Origin of the sequence: Blattabacterium cuenoti (assembly GCF_014251375.1) — a bacterium.
GTDB lineage: Bacteria > Bacteroidota > Bacteroidia > Flavobacteriales > Blattabacteriaceae > Blattabacterium > Blattabacterium cuenoti_K.
The window spans coordinates 592,532-613,664 of sequence record NZ_CP059187.1 but is presented as its reverse complement, the minus strand read 5'-3'; the positions used below and the strand labels follow the sequence as shown (position 1 = coordinate 613,664).

16 protein-coding genes and 1 tRNA gene are annotated in these 21,133 nt (G+C 25.5%); 6 read left to right on the top strand and 11 right to left on the bottom strand.

Annotation, left to right across the window (positions count from 1 at the left end):
* Nucleotides 1–15: 15 nt before the first annotated feature.
* Nucleotides 16–1,467 carry a glycine--tRNA ligase gene (locus tag H0H71_RS02910; protein ID WP_185856033.1) on the top strand — a complete coding sequence of 484 codons (1,452 nt, stop codon included), beginning with the start codon at nt 16–18 and terminating at the stop codon, nt 1,465–1,467.
* On the opposite strand, the gene pheT is transcribed toward H0H71_RS02910, so the two are convergent.
* The 3 genes from pheT to H0H71_RS02895 form a co-directional block, all read right to left on the bottom strand.
* Nucleotides 1,459–3,576 carry a phenylalanine--tRNA ligase subunit beta gene (gene pheT / locus H0H71_RS02905; RefSeq protein ID WP_185856032.1) on the bottom strand — a complete coding sequence of 706 codons (2,118 nt, stop codon included), beginning with the start codon at nt 3,574–3,576 and terminating at the stop codon, nt 1,459–1,461. The two genes, H0H71_RS02910 and pheT, sit on opposite strands and share 9 nt — an antisense overlap.
* Before the next feature lie 7 nt (nt 3,577–3,583).
* Nucleotides 3,584–4,747, bottom strand: a complete 1,164-nt coding sequence (locus H0H71_RS02900; protein ID WP_185856031.1) for a DNA polymerase III subunit beta — start codon at nt 4,745–4,747, stop codon at nt 3,584–3,586.
* 26 nt (nt 4,748–4,773) lie between these two features.
* Nucleotides 4,774–4,847, bottom strand: a tRNA-Met gene (locus H0H71_RS02895).
* 60 nt (nt 4,848–4,907) lie between these two features.
* Between H0H71_RS02895 and pdxH the strand changes: the two genes are divergently transcribed.
* Nucleotides 4,908–5,561 carry a pyridoxamine 5'-phosphate oxidase gene (gene pdxH / locus H0H71_RS02890; RefSeq protein ID WP_185856030.1) on the top strand — a complete coding sequence of 218 codons (654 nt, stop codon included), beginning with the start codon at nt 4,908–4,910 and terminating at the stop codon, nt 5,559–5,561.
* 198 nt (nt 5,562–5,759) lie between these two features.
* Here the strand turns inward: pdxH and H0H71_RS02885 are convergent, their stop codons facing one another.
* Together H0H71_RS02885 and fmt are read right to left on the bottom strand one after the other, a co-directional pair.
* Nucleotides 5,760–6,026 carry an HU family DNA-binding protein gene (locus tag H0H71_RS02885; RefSeq protein WP_185856029.1) on the bottom strand — a complete coding sequence of 89 codons (267 nt, stop codon included), beginning with the start codon at nt 6,024–6,026 and terminating at the stop codon, nt 5,760–5,762.
* Nucleotides 6,027–6,234: 208 nt separating this feature from the next.
* A complete protein-coding gene (gene fmt, locus H0H71_RS02880; RefSeq protein ID WP_185856028.1) occupies nt 6,235–7,206 on the bottom strand; it encodes a methionyl-tRNA formyltransferase in 972 nt (323 codons plus the stop codon).
* 147 nt (nt 7,207–7,353) lie between these two features.
* Between fmt and H0H71_RS02875 the strand changes: the two genes are divergently transcribed.
* From H0H71_RS02875 to H0H71_RS02865, 3 genes are read left to right on the top strand one after another with little or no spacing between them, the layout of a single operon-like run.
* Nucleotides 7,354–7,587 (top strand): DUF2795 domain-containing protein, encoded by a 234-nt coding sequence (locus H0H71_RS02875; protein ID WP_012821710.1) that lies wholly within the window; start codon nt 7,354–7,356, stop codon nt 7,585–7,587.
* Nucleotides 7,588–7,640: 53 nt separating this feature from the next.
* Complete coding sequence (secA, locus tag H0H71_RS02870) at nt 7,641–10,943, top strand: preprotein translocase subunit SecA (RefSeq protein ID WP_185856027.1); 3,303 nt, start codon at nt 7,641–7,643, stop codon at nt 10,941–10,943.
* A 42-nt stretch (nt 10,944–10,985) separates the two neighbouring features.
* The gene (locus H0H71_RS02865; RefSeq protein ID WP_317168092.1) at nt 10,986–11,570 is read left to right on the top strand and encodes a SanA/YdcF family protein; all 585 of its coding nucleotides are present in this window, start codon (nt 10,986–10,988) and stop codon (nt 11,568–11,570) included.
* Nucleotide 11,571: 1 nt separating this feature from the next.
* Here the strand turns inward: H0H71_RS02865 and menD are convergent, their stop codons facing one another.
* Genes menD through prfB form a run of 6 tightly spaced genes read right to left on the bottom strand, consistent with a single transcriptional unit; the run spans nt 11,572 to nt 18,195 of the window.
* Entirely contained in the window at nt 11,572–13,326 is a 1,755-nt protein-coding gene (gene menD, locus H0H71_RS02860; protein WP_185856026.1) for a 2-succinyl-5-enolpyruvyl-6-hydroxy-3-cyclohexene-1-carboxylic-acid synthase, read from the bottom strand.
* 18 nt (nt 13,327–13,344) lie between these two features.
* Complete coding sequence (locus tag H0H71_RS02855) at nt 13,345–14,082, bottom strand: beta-ketoacyl-ACP reductase (protein WP_185856025.1); 738 nt, start codon at nt 14,080–14,082, stop codon at nt 13,345–13,347.
* Nucleotides 14,082–14,819 carry a (d)CMP kinase gene (gene cmk / locus H0H71_RS02850; RefSeq protein ID WP_185856024.1) on the bottom strand — a complete coding sequence of 246 codons (738 nt, stop codon included), beginning with the start codon at nt 14,817–14,819 and terminating at the stop codon, nt 14,082–14,084. Before cmk ends, H0H71_RS02855 begins: the two co-directional genes overlap by 1 nt.
* Nucleotides 14,816–15,682: an agmatinase gene (speB, locus tag H0H71_RS02845; RefSeq protein WP_185856023.1), complete on the bottom strand. Its 867-nt coding sequence runs from the start codon at nt 15,680–15,682 to the stop codon at nt 14,816–14,818. The genes cmk and speB overlap by 4 nt, the downstream gene beginning before the upstream one ends.
* Before the next feature lie 15 nt (nt 15,683–15,697).
* Nucleotides 15,698–17,089: a type III PLP-dependent enzyme domain-containing protein gene (locus H0H71_RS02840; protein ID WP_185856022.1), complete on the bottom strand. Its 1,392-nt coding sequence runs from the start codon at nt 17,087–17,089 to the stop codon at nt 15,698–15,700.
* Nucleotides 17,090–17,109: 20 nt separating this feature from the next.
* On the bottom strand, nt 17,110–18,195 hold the full coding sequence (gene prfB / locus H0H71_RS02835; RefSeq protein WP_185856021.1) for a peptide chain release factor 2: 1,086 nt from the start codon (nt 18,193–18,195) through the stop codon (nt 17,110–17,112).
* A gap of 283 nt (nt 18,196–18,478) precedes the next feature.
* Here prfB and clpB point away from each other — a divergent pair, with 283 nt between their 5' ends.
* Nucleotides 18,479–21,133, top strand: a complete 2,655-nt coding sequence (gene clpB / locus H0H71_RS02830; RefSeq protein WP_185856020.1) for an ATP-dependent chaperone ClpB — start codon at nt 18,479–18,481, stop codon at nt 21,131–21,133.

Sequence of the window (21,133 nt, the reverse complement as noted above, 5' to 3'; positions counted from 1 at the left end):
TAAAATATTTATTTCATGAAAGAAAACGAGCATTTTTTTCATTTTTTGATTTCTCATGCAAAAACTTATGGATTTGTTTTTCCATCTAGTGAAATTTATGGAGGATTGAATGCCGTTTATGATTATGGGCAATATGGAGTAGAATTAAAAAATAATATTAAAGAATATTGGTGGAAATCTATGACTCAAATACATGAAAATATAATAGGACTGGAGACCTCTATTCTTATGCATTCTAATGTTTGGAAATCTTCTGGACATGTTGATAAATTTAATGAATTTTTGATTGACAACAAGGATTCTAAAAAAAAATACAATCCTGAATCATTAATTAGAGAATATGTGAATAGAGAAAGAGAAATGGATTCTAATAAAAGAAAAGAAATATTATCTCGTTTGGATCAATCTTTAAAAAAGAATGATTTTTTAGATATTCGTGTTTTAATTGATGAATTAAACATTTCTGATCCTGTATGTGGTTCTAAAAATTGGACGAATATTCGTCCTTTTAATATGATGTTTAAAGTTAAACAAGAAAAAGGTGATTTATTTCTTCGTCCGGAAACTGCTCAAGGAATATTTTCTAATTTTTTGAATGTAAAAAAATCTAATAGAATGAAAATTCCATTTGGAATTGCTCAAATCGGAAAATCATTTCGGAACGAAATGATTGCAAGACAGTTTCTTTTTCGTATGCGTGAATTTGAACAAATGGAAATGCAATTTTTTGTTCTTCCTGAAGAAGAAATAAAATGGTATGAGTATTGGAAAGAAGTTCGTTTGAAATGGCATTTAGAGTTAAATTTAGGAAATGAAAAATATAAATTACGTGATCAAGATAAAGATCAATTAGCTCATTATGCTAGTATTGGTTCTGATATAGAATTTAATTTTCCTTTTGGTTTTAGAGAAATAGAAGGCATTCATTCCAGAAGAGATTTTGATTTAAGAAATCATGAGATGCTTTCCAATAAAAAACTAAGAATTTTTTTTGGAAAGAATCAATCGGAAAACTACATTCCTTATGTAATAGAAACATCTTTAGGGGTAGATCGTCTTTTTTTAGCTATATTTTCTTCTTCTCTTAAAAAGGAAAAATTAAAAAAAACTGAGGATCACCGTCTTGTTTTAAAAATACCTCCTTATTTATCTCCTGTAAAAGCGGCTATATTTCCATTGGTTCAAAAAGATGGGTTACCAGAAATTGCAGAAAAAATATTTCATGAAATAAAAATTGATCATAAATTAATTTATGATCAAAAAAAATCTATTGGAAAACTTTATCGTAGACAAGATGCTATTGGAACTCCTCTTTGCTTTACTGTAGATTATGATACGTTAAGAACAAATACAGTAACCATGAGATATAGAGATACTATGATACAAAAAAGAGTTCATATTAAGAAAATATCAAAAATAATAGAACAGGAAACTGGACTTAGAAAAATTTTAAAAAAATTATATTAATTTATTCTCTTCTCTAATTGTTGCTCCTAGTTTATTTTTTAGAAATATTTCTATTTCTTTCATGACTTCATGAATGAAAACATCGGTTAATGTTTTTTTATTACTTTCGAAAAAAAAACTGAATGTATAGGATTTTTTTGATTTTGGAAAATTGATTCCTTCATATAAATCATATATTTTAATTTTTTTAATTATTCCTTTTTCTTTTTCTTTAATTATTCGATAAACCTTTTCAAAAGAAATAGTTTTGTCTATTAATACTGATAAATCTCGTTTTGAAGTAGGATATTTTGAACATGGTACATAAATAACTTTTTTTTTTTGAATAATAGAAATGAAATATTCCCAATCAATTTCTGCATAAAATATTTCTATTTTTTTAGAAATAGAAAAATATTCTTTTTTTATTTTTCCTAAAATAACAATATTTTTTTCTTTGTATTGAATTGATATACTATTTTCTAAAAAAGGATGTGTAGATAATATTTGGGAGTAATTAGAAATTCCACTTAATTGAAAAATTTGTTCTATAATTCCTTTCAAATAAAAAAAAGAGGAATTTTTTACATCTGTTATGAAACTTTTTTCTTTTTCATTTTCAGAAACAGAAATACTTAAAAAAGTTTTTTCTAAAAATTTTTTATTTTTTTGAAAATAAATTTTTCCAATCTCAAAAAATTTTGTATCTACATTTCTCCTGTTTTGATTATATTTTATACAATCTATCATTCCAAATAGAAGATTAGTACGCATTGAATTATAGAATTTGTTTATAGGATTCATGATATCAATTTCTTTTCTGTTCAGAAAAGAATTGAATAAACAAGAGAATTTACTTTTATTATTCATAGAATGATTTATAATCTCTTGAAATCCATAATAAACCAATTTTTTTGAAATAACTTTTTGTATTTTTTCTTTTGTTTTGTGAAAAAAATTAGGCAAGGGAGATATTCTTATATTATTATCAGAAATTTTTATTTTATTTACACCATAAATACGTAATATTTCTTCTATTAAATCTATTTCTCTTTGAACATCAATTCTATAATTAGGTACAAGAACTAATAAATATTTATCACACTCGAAAATAACAACTATTTCAAGTAAAAATAAAATTTTTTTAATTTTTTTGTTTGAAATGGATTGTCCTAGAATTTCTTTAATTTTTTTATAACGAAGTTTTATTTTGAAAGGAAATATTGGGTGAGAATAAATATCTATTATATCGGAACAAATTTTACAATTTGTAATTTTTTTTATGAGTACCGCAGTTCTTTGTAATGCATATACCGTCTGATCAGGATCTACTCCTCTTTCAAATCTAAATTTTGCATCTGTTTTAATCAAATGTCTTCTTCCAATAGAACGAATAATTATTGGATCAAAATAAGCGCTTCCTAGGAAAATATTTTTAGTTTTTATATTAATATTTGAGTTTTTACTATTTATCATTCCGGCTATTGATAAAGGTTTTATAGTATCATAAATCATTAAATCTTTTTTATTTAATTTTCTTGTTACATTATCAATAGATTCGAAAATTGTATGATTTTTTGCATTTTTTATTATAATTTTATTTCCCTCTATTTGATCCAGATCGAAAACATGTATAGGTTGTCCTAATTCATGCATTACGAAGTTTGTGACATCTATTATATTATTGATAGGTTTAATTCCAACTGATTTTAATCTAAAATTTAACCATCTTGGAGAGATATCTATTTTTATTTTAGAAATAACTAACCCAGAATATCTGATACATTTTTTCTTTTCTTCAATAAAAATTTGAAAACAATGTTTCTCTTTATCAAAAAGAATATCTTTTTTATAATGTATTATTGGTTTTGATAAATGTACTTTTTTATACCCTCGAAATGTTAAAACTGCGTATAAATCTCTAGCTATTCCATAATGACTCATAGCATCAGAACGATTAGGTGTGATTTCTATGTCTAGTATATAATCTTCTACATGATTTTCTATCAATGTTTTTTTTATACTTCTTACTGGTAATCCAATATCAGTAAGAAAATTAGAAATTTTTTCTATGCTAATAAGATTATTGATAGAGAGATATTTTTTTATCCAATTATATGAGATTTTCATATTATTATCATATTATAACTGACATAATTAATATCAAAATGGATTCTTTTTTTTTCTTATTATTTTTTTGAATTGGCTTCAAAATACCAACTTTACTCAAAGTATACAATTCAAATCTAACAAAATCTTCTTTTAAAAAGGATAATATTTCAATTAAAAATTGAGAATTAAAGCCCATATTTATTTCTTTTTTTTTGAAATCATTATGAATGAATTCGTATTGAATTTTTAAAGTACTCGAAGAATTTTTTCCATAAATTTTTATTTTGTTATTATCATTAAAATAAAAACGAATGATACTTGTTTTGTTTTTATCATCTAAAATAGATATTCTTTTAATGGAATTAAGAAACAAAATACGATTTATAATAAATGAAATATCATATTTTTTTTTAGGAAAAACAGAATTATAATCTGGATATTTTTCGTTTATGAACGAACATGAAAAAGTTTTCTTTTTAAAAGAAAATTTTATGTTAATTTTATTGTTAGATTTTTTATACTCAATAGTAGTAACTCTATTTTTTTCATTGGTTAAAATTTTTTTCAAAGTTTTTAGATCTATTTTTGAAATAGTAAAGTCAAAAAACTGATCTAAATCTAATTTTATAGAGTATTTTACTAAATAATAAGTATTCGTAGATACGAAAGTAAATCCAATTGAAGAAAATTCAAAAAAAACTCCATTCAGAATAGGTCTTAATTCTTCTGTATTTTCAATTACATACAAAGTATTCTCTATGCTATTCAAAAGTATGTTTGAAAATACAGTAATTTTTTTACTATATAATATTTTTTTGTAAAAATGAGTAAAATTTTTTTTTTTAAAAAAAATAGGAAGATCGTAATCTCCTTGTTCCGAGTAAATCCTTAGTATTTTTTTTTCTTTTTTTAACTTTATAAAAAGAATTTCATCTAAAAATGTAGTCAAAAGATCTATTATCAATTTAGAACTAACAATTACTTGTTCTTTTGAATACTTTTTCGAAAATACTACTTGTATTTCTGTAGTAATTATAACCTCATCCGTTGAGAATGTGATAATTAATTTTTTTTCTAAAATATTAAGAAAAAAATATTCATAATTTTTTTCATTTTGGTAAATGATTGTTATTTTCTGTAAATCCTGTAACTCTTGCAAAAGAGAAAATCTAGAAATAGAAAAATGCATGTTTTATTTTTATCTGAAGATAAAAATAGCGTGAGGGGGAATTGAACCCCCGACCTCTGGGTTATGAATCCAACGCTCTAACCAACTGAGCTATCACGCCTTAAAAGTTATATATAAGTAAATAAAGGTAGTATATTTTTATATTAAAAAAAGAAATATTATGATTTTTGATTTAAGTCATTATAGAAAAAATTATAAAAAAGGTTCTTTGTTAGAATCTGATGTTCCTTTGGAGCCTTTAAAATTATTTCATTTTTGGTTTCAAGAAGAAAAGAATTTTCATAAAATTGATGAAGAACCAAATGCAATGTCTATTTCCACTATAGGAGAAGATGGAGTTCCAGAAACAAGAATTGTTCTATTGAAAATGTATTCTGAAAAAGGTTTTGTTTTTTATACTAATTATCTTAGCTTAAAAGGAAGATCTATTAAAAATAATCCAAAAGCTTGTCTTTCTTTTTATTGGCCCAATACAGAAAGACAAGTCCTTATTAAAGGAAATGTTTTAAAACTATCAATAAAAAAATCAGATGAATATTTTTATAAAAGACCTAAAGAAAATCAAATAGGATGTTGGGCCTCAAGACAAAGTACTATAATTCCATCCAAAAAATATTTATTTAATGAATATCAAAAATGGAACAATTTTTTTCAAAAAAATAGAATTAAAAGACCTTTTTATTGGGGGGGATATATTGTAAAACCATATAAAATGGAATTTTGGAAAGGACAACCCAATAGACTTCATGACAGATTAATTTACAACTATTTTAAAGAAGAAAAAGATTGGAAATTATGTAGATTATCGCCCTAACTCACAAAAAAAAACAAACAAATACAAAAAGTTCTTATTAGGTAAATAAGTTTTCTTTCTTTTCTTATTTATTATGATATGAATTGAGTGAGAATACTTATTCTATTTGTTTGAATCTCTTTTCTTCTTCTATTTTTATTTTATTTTCTTTTTACTTACTTTTTTTTGAAAAAAAAAAGAAGAAAATAAAAAATTTTATTACAATTTTGTTAGTTCTGCTCCTATTTTAAATTTAGCCACTTTTTTTCCTGGAATGTGAATTTTTTTTCCAGTTCTTGGATTAATTCCATTTCTTGGATTTCTCTCTACAACAGAAAAGGTTCCAAATCCTACTAATGTAACTTTATCTCCTTTTTTTAGAGAATCTATGACTGTATCAATAAATGCATCTGTCACATTTTTGGCTTTTATTTTTGTGATCCCAGTTTTTTCGGCTATTGAATTAACCAATTCTGTTTTATTCATTATTATTTATTATTTTTTTAGTTTTTTTTTCGTTTCATTATTATTTAGTATCTAGTATCATTCTATCAATCAAGACTATTATTAGAATACAAGTGTCTTATCTTAGCAAAGATATAATTATATCTATTAGATAAAAAAGATTTTATCAAGATTTATTTCTTTTCTTTGAAAGAAAAAAAAACACTTTCTACATGTGTAGAAAAAATTCTTATTGAACAAAAATATTTTTTCTTATTTTTATTCCGTTAATTAGATTTTTTATATTCATTTTTTTCTTACCTTCCATTTGACATTCAATAACAGATATGAATCCTTCTTTGACTGAAATTTTCATTTTGTACAATGAAATAATTACTAGTCCAATTGGAAAAAAATGTTTTTTTCGTATTTTTTTAACAACAAAAATTTTGAATCTAAAAAATCTTTTTTTATTGAGAAATAATATAGTCCATGCAGTTGGAACAGGACTAAGACCTCTAATTTTATTATAAATAGTTTCTATGGAATTTTCATTCCAATGAATTCTACAACTTTGAGTAGATATTTTTGGAGCATTTTTTAATGGGGAAGAACTCCTATCCTCTTGGGGAAGAGGTATTATTTTTTTTTCCAAAATTCCCTCTAATGTTTCTAATATTATTGATCCGCTCATTTTTTTCAATCTATTCTCCAGTTCTCCAGCTGTTTCTTCTTCTCCTATTTTAACTTCTTTTTGCAAAAGAATATTTCCAGAATCTATTTTATTAGAAATAAAAAAAGTGGTTAATCCAGTTTTTTTTTCTCCATTTATAATTGTCCAATTGATAGGAGAAAATCCTCTATATTGTGGTAGAAGAGATGCGTGTAAATTAAAAGTCCCCATTTTAGGAGATCCCCATACTTTTTTAGGTAAAATTCTAAAAGAAACAACAATTTGTATGTCTGCGTTCCAAATTTTTAAATTTTTAAAAAAAGAAGAATCTAGTAAATTTTTTGGTTGTAAAAGAGGAATATGATTTTCTAATGCGTATTTTTTTATAGGATTCATTATAATAGTACGTGATGCATTTCTTCTGTAAATAAGATTATCAGGATTTGTAATTATTCCTACTATGTTATACTTATTAATGAATAATTCTTTTAAAGAAAAAAGAGAAAACTGAGTTCCTCCTATAAACACAATTCTAGGTAATTTTCTCATATTTCTGAAATAGATTAGATTAGATAATAATAAATAATTAATATCAAATTATTTGTAATTTAAATTCACTAATTTTATCTTGTAATTCTATAATAAGTTCATTTTTTCAAATTGAATTCAGTCAGTAGAACAATCAACATCAAATATATGTATTGGACTTTAGAATTAGCTTCTCATTTAGAAGATGCCCCTTGGCCTGCAACAAAAGAGGAATTAATTGATTTTGCTATTCGTACTGGGGCACCATTAGAAGTAGTGGAAAACCTCCAACAATTAGAAAACGGAGAAGGAGAAGTTTTTGAATCAATAGAAGATATATGGGCAGATTATCCACGTGATGATGAAGATTTTTATTGGAATAGAGATGAATATGAACTTTAATTTACATTTTTAAAGAATATGTTTTTTAATAATAAAGTTTTACATTTATTCTAATGAATTTTTTTAGAAATCTTTTAAGAACGTTTTTAGGGAATAAGAATGAAAAAGACCTTCAAGAGGTCAGAAAAATTTTAATTCATATTAAAGAAGAAGAGAAAAAAATATCGTTATTATCTGATGATGAATTAAGAAAAAAAACTCAAGAATTTAAAATACTCATAAAAACGTCTACAAAAAAATTTCATGAAGAAGAAAAATCTATTCTAAAAGAAATACAAAACAAATCTTGTACTCTCAACTCTTTAGAAGAAAAGTATTTGACTATAGAAAAAATACGAGAAGAATGTTATCAAGAAGAACAAAAAATATTAACAAATATTTTATCGAAATCTTTTGCAGTTATTAAGGAAACTGCTAAACGTTTTAAAGAAAAAAAAGAACTTATAGTAAAATCTACATTTTTTGATGAAGAAATTTCAAAAGAAAAACCTTATGTTTTCTTGCATAAGAATATGGCAATTTGGAAAAATCAATGGGATGCTTATGGAAAATCCATTATTTGGGATATGGTCCATTATGACGTTCAATTAATGGGTGGAGTAGTTCTTCATCAAGGTAAGATAGCTGAAATGGCAACAGGAGAAGGAAAAACTTTCGTTGCAACTTTATCCGCTTATTTGAATGCTCTTTCTGGAAGAGGAGTCCATATTGTTACGGTAAATAATTATTTGTCTAAAAGAGATACTGGTTGGATGGCCCCATTAATGGAATTTCATGGATTAAAAGTAGATTGTATTGATTATTACTTATCTTCTAATATATATTTTCGTAAAAAAGCTTATCAAGCAGATATAACTTACGGAACCAATAATGAATTTGGTTTTGATTATTTACGTGACAATATGGCAAGTTCTAAAGATGAACTGGTTCAAAGAGAGTTAAATTACGCTATAATAGATGAAATCGATTCTGTATTAATAGATGAAGCTCGGACTCCCTTAATTATTTCAGGACCGGTTCATCCTGATAAAGATAATAAAGATGAGTTTAGATTATTGAAAGATAAAATAGAAGAAATTGTTAATCAACAAAATAAAGAAATAAATAATTTTTTTCATGAATCTAAAAGTTTAATAAAATCTGGAGATAAAAAATTGGGGGGATTTAAACTTTTTCAAGCATATCGTGGATTACCAAAAAAAAAGTCTTTAATTAAATTCTTAAGTGAAGAGAATATTCGTTTAATTTTACAAAAAGTGGAGAGTCAATATTTACAAGATAATGGAAGGGATATGCATAAAGTTGATAAGGATCTTTATTTTGTTATAGATGAAAAAAATAATACTGTAGAATTAACAGACAAAGGAATTGAATTTCTATCTAAAAATGTGGATGACGTCAGTTTTTTTGTATTGCCTGATATAAATGTAGAAATAACTGAATTAGAGAAAAAAAATTTACCAAAAGAAAAAGAAATTAAAGAAAAAGAAAAAATATTAAAAAATTTTACTGTTAAATCTCTACGTATACATATTGTTAATCAGCTGCTTAAAGCTTATACTCTTTTTGAAAAAGATGTAGATTATGTAATGTTAGAAGGAAAAGTAAAAATAGTAGACCCACAAACGGGTCGTATTATGGAAGGAAGACGTTATTCTGATGGACTTCATCAAGCTATTGAAGCAAAAGAACATGTCAACATAGAATCTTCCAGCCAAACTTTTGCTGCAATCACTTTACAAAATTATTTTAGAATGTACAAGAAGATATCTGGAATGACTGGAACAGCTGAAACAGAATCCGGAGAATTTTGGCATATTTATAAATTAGATGTAGTAGTAATTCCTACTCATAAACTCATACAAAGGAAAGATTTGCAAGATCTTGTTTTTAAAACACAACGTGAAAAATATAACGCCATTATAGAAAAAATAATTCATTTTTCTAAAAATGAAAAACGCCCAGTTCTTGTTGGAACTACTTCTGTTGAAGTTTCTGAATTCCTTAGTAGAGCATTGAAATTTAGAAAAATTTCACATAATGTTTTAAATGCTAAGTTACATGATAAAGAAGCGGAAATAATAGCAAAAGCAGGTTTTCCTGAAGCTGTTACTATAGCAACAAATATGGCGGGTCGTGGTACGGATATAAAACTCTCTCAAGAAGTAATAAAATATGGTGGATTAGCAGTTTTAGGAACTGAAAGACATGATTCTAGAAGAGTCGATAATCAATTAAGAGGACGTTCGGGACGTCAAGGAGATCCAGGAACTTCTCAATTTTATGTTTCTTTAGAAGATAATTTAATTCGTTTATTTATAGATTCTGAAAGACTATCAAAATTAATGGATAGATTAGGACATAGAGAAGGAGATATTATAGAACATCCTTTGTTAACAAAGTCTATAGAAAGAGCACAAAAAAAAATAGAGGATAATAATTTTAGTGTACGAAAACGATTACTGGATTATGATGATGTAATTAATAAACAACGAGAATTTATCTATAAAAAACGTAAAAATGCATTGTGTAGTGAAAATGAATTAAATTTAGACATATCTAATATGATTTATCTCTTATTAGACGTCATGATCTTAAATCATAAATATTTAGATTTTAAAAATTTTGAATTTGAATTTTTTCAAACTTTTGGAATTCATTTTCCTCTACAAGAAAGGGAATTTTTTTCATATAAAGAACATGATTGTATCAATAGACTTCATGATCATATCATAGATTTTTATGAAAAGAAAAAAGAAAAAATACTTTCTAAAAATTTTCTTCCTATTATTTCTAATCTATCTAATTTTTTTGAAGAAAATCAGGATAATTATAAAATACAGATTGTTTTTACAGACGGTAAAAATACTATTAATTCAGTTTCAAGTTTTAAGGAAATTTATGATACTGAAGGAAGATCTTTATTATCTATGTTTGAAAAAAAAACTATATTGTGTTTTCTAGATGAAAAATGGAAAGAACATTTGAGAGAAATGGATAGTTTGCGATCTTCAGTTCAAAATGCTGTTTTTGAACAAAAAGATCCTTTAATAGTTTATAAGCAAAATGCTTTTAATTTATTTCAGGAAAAAGTTTATGAAATAAATAAAAAAGTGATCTCTTTTTTGCTTGTGGCAACTGTCATTAAAAGCGATATTTTATGGAGTCTTTCAAATTCAAAAAATTATGATTTTTTGAATTTGAAAGGAAAAAATGGAAAAAAGTTAGGGAGAAATAATCGAATTAATATTCGTCATTTAGTTACTGGAGAAAAGAAAAATATAAAATTAAAACAAGTAGAATTTTTTTTGGAAAAGGGAGAATGGATTATTGAAGATGACACTTTAGTTGGTTAAATAAATATCTTACTAATCAATAGTATTGATTAGTAATTAGAAATAAAACGTATATTTTTTTTTATTATTGTTTCATTTTTTATTATTCTTTGTTATTTTGGAATTAGTTTATGGGCTATAAGAAAAAGTTATGATCATGTTAATGAAATTCCATATAATACATTTGGAGTAGTATTAGGAACTTCTAAATATTTACATGGAGGAGGAATTAACGCTTATTTTAAATACAGAATAGATGCAGCTTATTTTCTTTTTTTTCATAAGAAAATTAGTTATATAATTGTTAGTGGAGATAACAGAGAAAGACATTATAACGAACCCAAAATGATGAAGAAAGAATTAGTGAAAAAAGGAGTTCCTTCATATTTTATATATGAAGATTTTTCAGGAATTAGTACATTACATTCTGTAATAAGAGTTTATAAAATTTTTAATCAAAAAAAATTTACTATTATATCTCAAAAATTTCATAATGAAAGAGCTATTTTTATAGGAAATTGTTTAGGTTTAGATGTCATAGGATTTAACGCAAAGAGTTTATCTTTTGATTCTAAAATACAGATTAGAGAAACACTTGCTAGAATTAAAGCTGTTTGGGATGTTGTTTTTACTTTTTTTTTTAAATAGTTTAGTGGAATAAATATTTTTTTAATGTTTCTGCATTATTAGATTTTTTAGTATTTATTTCTAACAAACGAGGAATATCTGACTTTTTCCAAAAATAAAATAGACTTTTTATCAAAGTAGATTTCTCTGATACTTTTTCATATTTCCAATGATGCATTTCGCAAATATTTTCTGCAGTAAAAGAATGTTTCGTTTCAAAAAAATCAAATTTTTTTTCAGGTATATTCATTTTTTTATTCAAAAAAAATCTAAAAATATTTCCTCCTCCATTATTAATAAGTATGATTCGAAAATTATTTGGAATATAATTATTCCATAAAGCATTACTATCGTAAAAAAAACTTATATCTCCAATAATTAGTGTAACCCTTTTTTTGCTACAAACGGATGCTCCTATAGCTGTTGAGACACACCCGTCTATTCCAGAAGTCCCCCGGTTACAATAAGACTGAACAGAATCTTTTTTTTTATTAAAAAGTTGATAGTATCGTATAATAGTACTGTTTCCTAATTGTAAAATGGAATTATTAGGAATGGATTTGAATATAAAAAATAGTACTTGAATGTCTGAAAAACTTTTTTCTTTTTTCAAAAAAAAATTCTGTTTTTTTATTTTAAATTTTCTTAAGATTTCCCACTGAGATCTATAATAAGATTTACAAGATTTAGATGAATTATTAGGATTAAAATTAGGTTTTTTATTTATTATTCTTCTGTTACTATTAGTTTTTTTTGAGTAGTAGAAAAATGATTGAAAAAAAGTTTCCGGTTTAATAGGCCAATAGGTTGTTAACCTGTAATAAGTATCTGGATAATGATTTTGATTATTTTCTACTCCTATATGCCAATGATACATTGGGGGATATTTTCTGAGATAAAATTTTATCTTTTTGGATAGAATGTTTATTCCAACAGTTAATAAAATATTAGGTTTTAATTGAATCCATTCTTTAGATTTTATATTAAAAATAAGTTGGTCTATAGATGAAAAGAAAAATTTACCATGTATGTGAGATGTAGTTTCTGTGAAAATAACTATGGAAGGATCCATACTTAAATTTATTAAAATTTTTTTCATGTTTTTTTCTGGATGAAATAATCCTAGTAAAATCATTTTTTTTTTAGATTTTTTCCATATTTCTCTTTCTTTTTTATATTGATTCTCATCAATATAATTTTTTACTGGAATCGTTTTTATGATTTTAGGTTTTACTTGTAAGTAATCTGTTGTTTCATAAAGAGGTTCTGAAAAAGGAATATTAATATGTATAGGTTTTTTTTTCAAAATGCATTGATTAATAGATTCATTGATTAACCTTTCATTATACCATAATCCTAATTTAGATTCATCTTCCGTTAATTGAATGGATGTTGCAACATGATTTTTAAAAATATTTTCCTGATGAATAGTTTGTCCTTCAAAGACATCTATAATTTCTTTAGGTCTATCTGCAGTAAGACAAATAAGAGGAATATTTTGATAAAAAGCTTCAGTAATTGCAGGATAATAGTTAACGACTGCGGATCCAGAAGTGCAACTAAGAACTACAGGTTTTTTTATCTGTTGTGAAATACCTAAAGCGAAAAAACCAGCACAACGTTCATCTACAATACTATAAGTATGAAAAGACATATGTTGTGTAAAATGTATAATGATAGGAGCATTTCTAGATCCTGGAGAGATTATTATATCTAAAATAGATTTCGCGATTAGAATTTCTCCTAAACTTTGAACCACTTTTTTATTTGAAAACATAATAATATTCAGGTTTTTTTAAATTAATCCTCCGTTTACATTTAATACTTCTCCAGTAATATAATTAGAAAGATCAGATGCAAGAAATAAACTACAGTTTGCTACATCTTGAGGAATTCCGGGTCTTTTTAACGGAATACTTTGAATCCAATTTTCCTTTATTTTTGACTGAAAATGAGAATTCATTCTTGTAAAAATGTATCCAGGTGCTATGACGTTACAACGAATATTTTTTTTACCGAATTCTTTCGCTATTGATTTAGTAAATCCAATAATTCCAGCTTTAGATGCGGCATAGTTAGATTGCCCCGAATTTCCTATAACTCCTATAACAGAACTCATATTAATAATACTTCCATTTTTTTGTTTCATCATAGAAAATTTAATTACATATTTTGTGAGATAAAAAATAGAATAAACATTAGTTCGAATAACATAATCCCAATCTATTTCAGACATTCTTAACAATAAGTTATCTCTTATGATTCCAGCGTTATTTACTAATATATCTATACATCCAAATTTTTCAAAAACTTGTTTTACAAAATTTTTAGAAGAATTAAAATCTGTGAGATCTATTTTGTGTGCTTCAACAGAATTTCCCAATTCATTGGATAATTCTTGAGCGTTTTTTTTTGAATAAAAAAATGTAAAAATAACATGTGCTCCATGTTTTACAAATGTTTTCACAATAGATCTTCCAATATCTCCTGATCCTCCTGTTACTATTGCTATTTTTCCATTTAAAAGTTTCATTAAATGATTTTTTTTATTTTTTTTCTATTATTTTTGATATTTTCTATCACTTTCAGGACAAGTGTCAATTGTTTTTCGGGACTTAAAAATGTATTATCTATTTCTATGGAATCTAAAGATTTTTTAAGCGGAGAAATTTTTCTAGAAGTATCCATTCTATCTCTATAGAGAATATTTTTTTTTATTTCTTCATAAGAATAAGAATTTAATCCACCTCTTTTTTGAATTTCTTGAAATCTTCTATAAGAACGAATTTCTATAGATCCTGTCATAAAAATTTTTAATTCTGATTGAGGGTAAACAATATTTCCTATATCTCTTCCATCTATAACAATTCCTTTATTAGAAACGTTTCTAATAAATTTTTTAATAATCGTTGTTAATATGTCACGTATTTTTGGAATTCTAGCTATTAAACTAACTTTATTTGTCACTCTTTTGGAACGAATTTCATGTAAAACATTTTTTTTGTTTAAAAAAAAATCTGTTTTATTTAATATTTTATTCCATTTAAATTGGAAATTTATTTCTTTCAAAATAGGAATAAAATTTGTGCTATTCCACAAGTCACTATTGAAAACATTTTTTTGAATAGCTAATAACGCCACGCTTCTATACATTGCACCAGTATCTATATAATTGAATTTTAATTCTTTAGATATTTTTTGCGCAAGAGTACTTTTTCCAGAAGAGGAATATCCATCTATAGCTATAATTGTTTTTTTATTTTGATTCATGACTGAGTTAATTCATATTTATATGACAGAAGTTTATAATAGAGTTTTACTACTAGAAAATCTGTAGAATATTCTTTTTTGTTTGGCAATAATTCTACAATATCAAAACCTATAACTTGTTTTTTTTTGAATAACATCTTTAAAAATTTTAAAGTTTTATACCAAGACATCCCTCCTGGTTCTGGTGTTCCTGTAGAGGGGGCGATACTTGGATCAAAAACATCTATATCTATACTTAGAAATACATTTTTAGACAATTTTTGAACTGCTTTTTTCATCCATAAATCATTTTGATAAATATCATGTATATAAAATATATTTCCATCTTGGATATACTGTTTTTCCAGTATATCCATACTACGAATTCCAATTTGAATAACAGGATATTTTTTTGATGCTTCATGCATAGAACAAGCATGATTATAAGGATCTCCATGATATATAGGACGTAAATCTGTATGTGCGTCCATATGAAGAATACTTAGATTAGTATAGATTTCTCCAAACGCACGAATACTCCCTATTGAAATAGAATGGACACCCCCTATTAATGTGACAAACTTATTTTTTAAAAGATATTTTTTTGTAATTTTGTATACTTTTTCTATCATTTCTTTTGAAGAAATTGAAAAATTTTCAATTTGTGTTGGAACAATAAAAATTCCTCTTTTGTATACTTCAGAATTAGTTTCAATATCATATAATTCCATATGTTCTGCTGCAGATAAAAAATATTTGGGGCCTTTTCTAGCTCCCTTTTTCCATGTTCCTGTATAATCATATGGAACAGGAATAAGTACTATTTTAGAATTTTTAAGTAGAGCATATTTTTTAGGAATTCCTGCAAAAGTTTTTGCCTTCATACATATAAAATTTTTTTAATAACCTAATATTTTTAAGATTTCTTCTGGACTTTGTGAGTTTCTAAATATTCTATATACAAAGTTTTTCTTCTCGTTATGATCTATTAAAATATGAATAGGTTGAGGAATTAAACAATGATGTACCCCTCCATATCCACTAATTGTATCTTGATATGCTCCAGTATTGAAAAAACCAATATAAAGTGGAATATTTTCACGAAAACAAGGAAGATAAATAGCATTCATATGTTGTTCTGAATTATAATAATCATCACTATCACATGTTAATCCTCCTAAAAATACTCTTTCATATGAATCGTTCCAACGGTTGATAGCCATCATGATAAACCTACTACTGATTGCCCAAGTATCTGGAAGAGTTGTCATAAATGAACTATCTATCATATTCCATTTTTCTCTGTCATTCTGACGTTTTTGATTAAGTATTTTATAGAGGATACCGCCACTCTCTCCTACTGTGTAAGCTCCAAATTCTGTATATATATGTGGTTCTAAAATATCTTCTTTTTGACAAAACTTTTTTATTTGATAAATAATTTCATTAGTCATATATTCATAGTCGTATTTGAAAGACATAGATGTTTTGATAGGAAACCCCCCGCCTATGTTTAGGATATCTAATTCTGGAGCAATTTTCTTAAGTCTAGCATAAATGTGTAAACATTTAAAAAGTTCGTTCCAATAATAGGACGTATCTTTAATCCCTGTGTTAATGAAAAAATGTAACATTTTCAATTCTACTTTTGGATTATTTTTTATTTTGTTTAAGTAAAAAACAATAATATCTTTATATCCAATTCCTAGACGAGAAGTATAAAATTCAAATTTTGGTTCTTCTTCTGATGCGATTCGAATTCCTAATTTAAATGGAGAATTTATAAATAGACTTAATTTTTCCAGTTCATCGGAATTATCTAATATAGGAATAGTATTACAAAATCCATTATTAATCAATTCTGATATATTTTCTATGTAATTGTGAGTTTTAAATCCATTACAAATAACTTCAATATTCTTGTTTGTTTTTCCTTTTTTATAAAGATTTTTAACAATTTCTATATCATAAGCGTATGAAGTTTCAATACTAATATTATTTTTCAATACTTCTTCTAAGATAAAAGAAAAATGAGAACTTTTTGTACAATAACAATAAGTATATTTGTTATTATATTGATTGGAATGAATAGCTTTTTCAAACCATTTTCTAGCCTTTCGTATATTTTGTGATATTTTTGGCAAATAAGTAAACTTGAGTGGAGTTCCATATCTTTGAATTAGATTCATTAACGGAATTCCATGAAATTCTAACAGATTATTTTTAATAGTAAATTCCTCAGTGGGGAACCCAAAAGTTTGATCTATAAGATCAGAATAGCGAATTTTCATTGAAATTGAAATAGAAAAAATTATTTTTTTTTATTGTAGATCAAAAATTTTTTTAAAAAAACATCTATTTCTCCATTCATAACAGAATGGATTTGATTAGTTTCATAACCTGTTCGTAAATCCTTGACTAATTTATAAGGATGCATGATATAATTTCGTATTTGAGAACCCCATTCTATTTTTTTTTTTTCGGATTCTATTTTGTTTTTTTTTTCATTTTTTTTAATGATTTCTATTTCAAATAATCTAGATTTTAAAAGTTGTAAGGCTTTTTGTCTATTTTGTATTTGTGAACGATATTCTGTATTTTCTATAATCATTCCTGTGGGAATATGACGTAATCTAACTCCTGTTTCTACCTTATTTACATTCTGTCCTCCTGATCCTCCAGAACGAAAAGTTTCCCATTGGATATCAGAAAGTTTTACATCAATTTCTATATTTTGATCTACTAATGGATAAACATAAACAGAAGAAAAAGAAGTATGTCTTCTTGAATTATTATCAAATGGTGAAATACGAATTAATCTATGGACTCCGTTTTCTCCTTTAAGAGATCCAAAAGCATACAATCCATTTAATTCTAAAGTGACTGATTTCATTCCTGTAACATCTCCAGGAATATGATGAATCTTTTTAACAGAATATTGATTTTTTTCTGCCCACATTATATACATTCTCATTAACATAGATGTCCAATCACAACTTTCAGTCCCACCTGCTCCAGAAGAAATTTGTAATACTGCATTAAAAATATCTTCTTCTTCCGAAAGAAGATTTTTAAATTCTATATTTGATAATAATTTTTTTGTTTTATGAAATTGAATATAAAGTTCTTTTTCAATATTTTCTTCTTTAGAAAGAGAAAAAATAATTTCTAATTCTTCCAATGCACTTTTTAATTCAAAAAAATCCTCCATACATGTTTTCATAGCATGAAACCGTTTAATCTCTCTTTTAGATTTTTTGTAATTTTTCCAAAAATTAGGATTAAAAATTTTCTTTTGCTCTTCATTAAGAAGAATTTTAATTTTCTTAATATTAAGAACATCATAAATTTTATTCACTTTTTTTGAAAGAGATTGTATTTCTTCTTTTTTTATCATTTTCTATATATCTGAGAGTAAGTCAGTAATACTACTTTATCATATTTTCTTGAAATAAGTAAGAAAAAAATGGTGCACTTCTTCTATTTCTTTCTTCTCTTCTATTGAATCATGATTGTTAAAATGAAAAAAAGAAACTCATACATATTCCTAATTCTGTTAAAAAAATTTGATATATAAAAAAAATGGAACTTATTAGACTTATTAATAATGAGAATTTAATCAAACATAGTATTTTCATTTTTTACAAAAACTAGTATTATTCTGAAATAAAAATTTCATTATGAATTCTAACAAATTTACTTTAAAATCTCAAAAAATTATACAAGAAGCGCAACAAATTGCGTTAAAAAATAATCAACAATCTATTGAAAATGCACATATTTTAAAATCTCTATTAAAAAAAGAGGAAAATCTTATTCCTTTTTTTTTAGAAAAATTAAATGTAAATCATAAAATAATAATGATAGGAGTAGATCGTATTATCACTACTTATCCTAGAGTGTTAAGAAGTAGTAGTAGCAGCGGATCCCCAATTATTCAACATTTAAGTCATCATGTCTTACAAATGTTTAATAGAGCAGAAACTTATTCTAAAGAATTGAAAGATAAATTCATTTCTATTGAACATATTTTTTACTCTATTTTCATGAGTTCCGATGATGCCACTTCTCAATTGTTAAGAGATCAAGGAATTACGGAAAATAGTATAAAAAGAATCATAGAGGATATAAGAAAAAAAAGCGGAAATGTTATTTCACAAACTTCTGAAAATACTTATAATTCTTTAGAAAAATATGCAAAAAATCTTAATGAATGGGCTAATAAAGGAAAATTAGACCCTGTTATTGGACGTGATGAAGAAATACGTAGAGTTTTACAAATATTATCTAGAAGAACAAAAAATAATCCAATTTTAATTGGAGAACCTGGAGTTGGAAAAACAGCTATTGCTGAAGGATTAGCTCATCGGATTATCAGTGGAGATATTCCAGATAATTTAAAAAATAAACAAGTTTATTCTTTAGATATGGCGTCTCTTATTGCAGGAGCTAAATACAAAGGAGAATTTGAAGAACGTCTTAAAGGAGTTGTCAAAGAAGTTACCTATTCAGATGGAGATGTCATTTTATTTATTGATGAGATCCACACCTTGGTAAGTGCAGGAGGAGGTGAGGGGGCTATAGATGCGGCAAATATTTTAAAACCGGCATTAGCAAGAGGAGAACTTCGGGCTATAGGAGCTACTACTTTAAATGAATATCAAAAATATTTTAAAGTTGATAAAGCTTTAGAAAGAAGATTTCAACAAGTCTATGTTGATGAACCATCTGTTACAGATGCTATTTCAATATTACGTGGAATAAAAGAAAAATATGAAAGCCATCATAAAGTAAGAATTAAGGATGAATCTATCATTTCTGCGGTAGAATTATCTCAACGTTATATTAACGAAAGATTTTTACCTGATAAAGCTATTGATCTGATTGACGAAGCAGCATCGAAACTAAGAATGGAAATTAATTCTAAACCTGAAGAACTAGATGTTCTACATAGAAAAATAATGCAAATGGAAATCCAAATAGAAGCTATAAAAAGAGAAAATGATGAAAAACAATTAGTTTTTTTAAAAAAAGAATTATCCAAATTGAATGAGGAAAGAAATAAATTACAAAATCAATGGCAAAATGAAAAAGATTTAGTAGAAGGAATACAAAAATCCAAGGAAAAAATAGAAAATTTTAAGTTTGAAGCAGAACAAGCGGAAAGATTAGGAGATTATGGAAAAGTTGCTGAGTTAAGATATGGAAAAATTAAAGAAGAAGAAAATAAAGTAAAATTATTTGAAAAAAAATTAAAGAAACAAAATGAAACTGGAAAAAAAATGATACAAGAAGAAGTCTCTAGAGAAGACATTGCACAAGTTATCTCTAAGTGGACTGGAATTCCAATTACTAAAATGTTGCAAAATGAAAAAGAAAAGTTGTTATTTTTAGAAAAAAAATTACATCAAAGAGTTATCGGTCAAAAGAAAGCTATAAAATCTGTAGCAAATGCAATACGGCGTTCTAGAGCTGGGCTACAAGATGAAAAAAAACCTATAGGATCTTTTCTTTTTATGGGTGGGACAGGAGTCGGAAAAACAGAATTAGCTAAGACATTAGCTGAGTATCTTTTTGATAATGAAAATAATATGGTTCGTATTGATATGAGTGAATATCAAGAAAGCCATTCAGTAAGTAGATTAATTGGGGCCCCTCCTGGTTATGTTGGATATGATGAAAGTGGACAATTGACAGAATCTATCCGTCGTCGTCCTTATAGTGTTATTTTATTAGATGAGATAGAAAAAGCTCATTCAGATATATTTAATATCCTTTTACAAGTGTTAGATGATGGAAGATTAACAGATAATAAAGGACGTACAGTGAACTTTACAAATACAATTATTATAATGACTTCCAATATAGGTGCGGATCTCATACAAGAAAAATTTAATCAAGAAATTTATTTTTCTTCTACTAATGAAATGGCTCCTATCAAAAAGTCTTTAATAGATTTATTAAAAAATATTGTAAGACCCGAGTTTATTAATCGAATTGATGAGATAATTTTATTTGAACCTCTTTCTAGAAAAGAGATTAAAAAAATTGTAAAATTACAAATAGAAAAATTAGGACTTTTATTATCAAAAAAGAATATTTGTATAGAAGCTACAAATGAATCAATAGAATATCTTTCTGAAAAAGGATACGATCCTCAATTTGGTGCGAGACCATTAAAAAGAGTGATTCAACATGATATTTTAAATAATCTTTCTAAAAAAATATTACAAGGAAAAATCCATGATAATACTAAGATACTAGTAGATTTTTTTAAAGAAAAAGGAATTGTATTTAGACAATCAGAAATTGTAAAAATAAAAAACAATATTTAG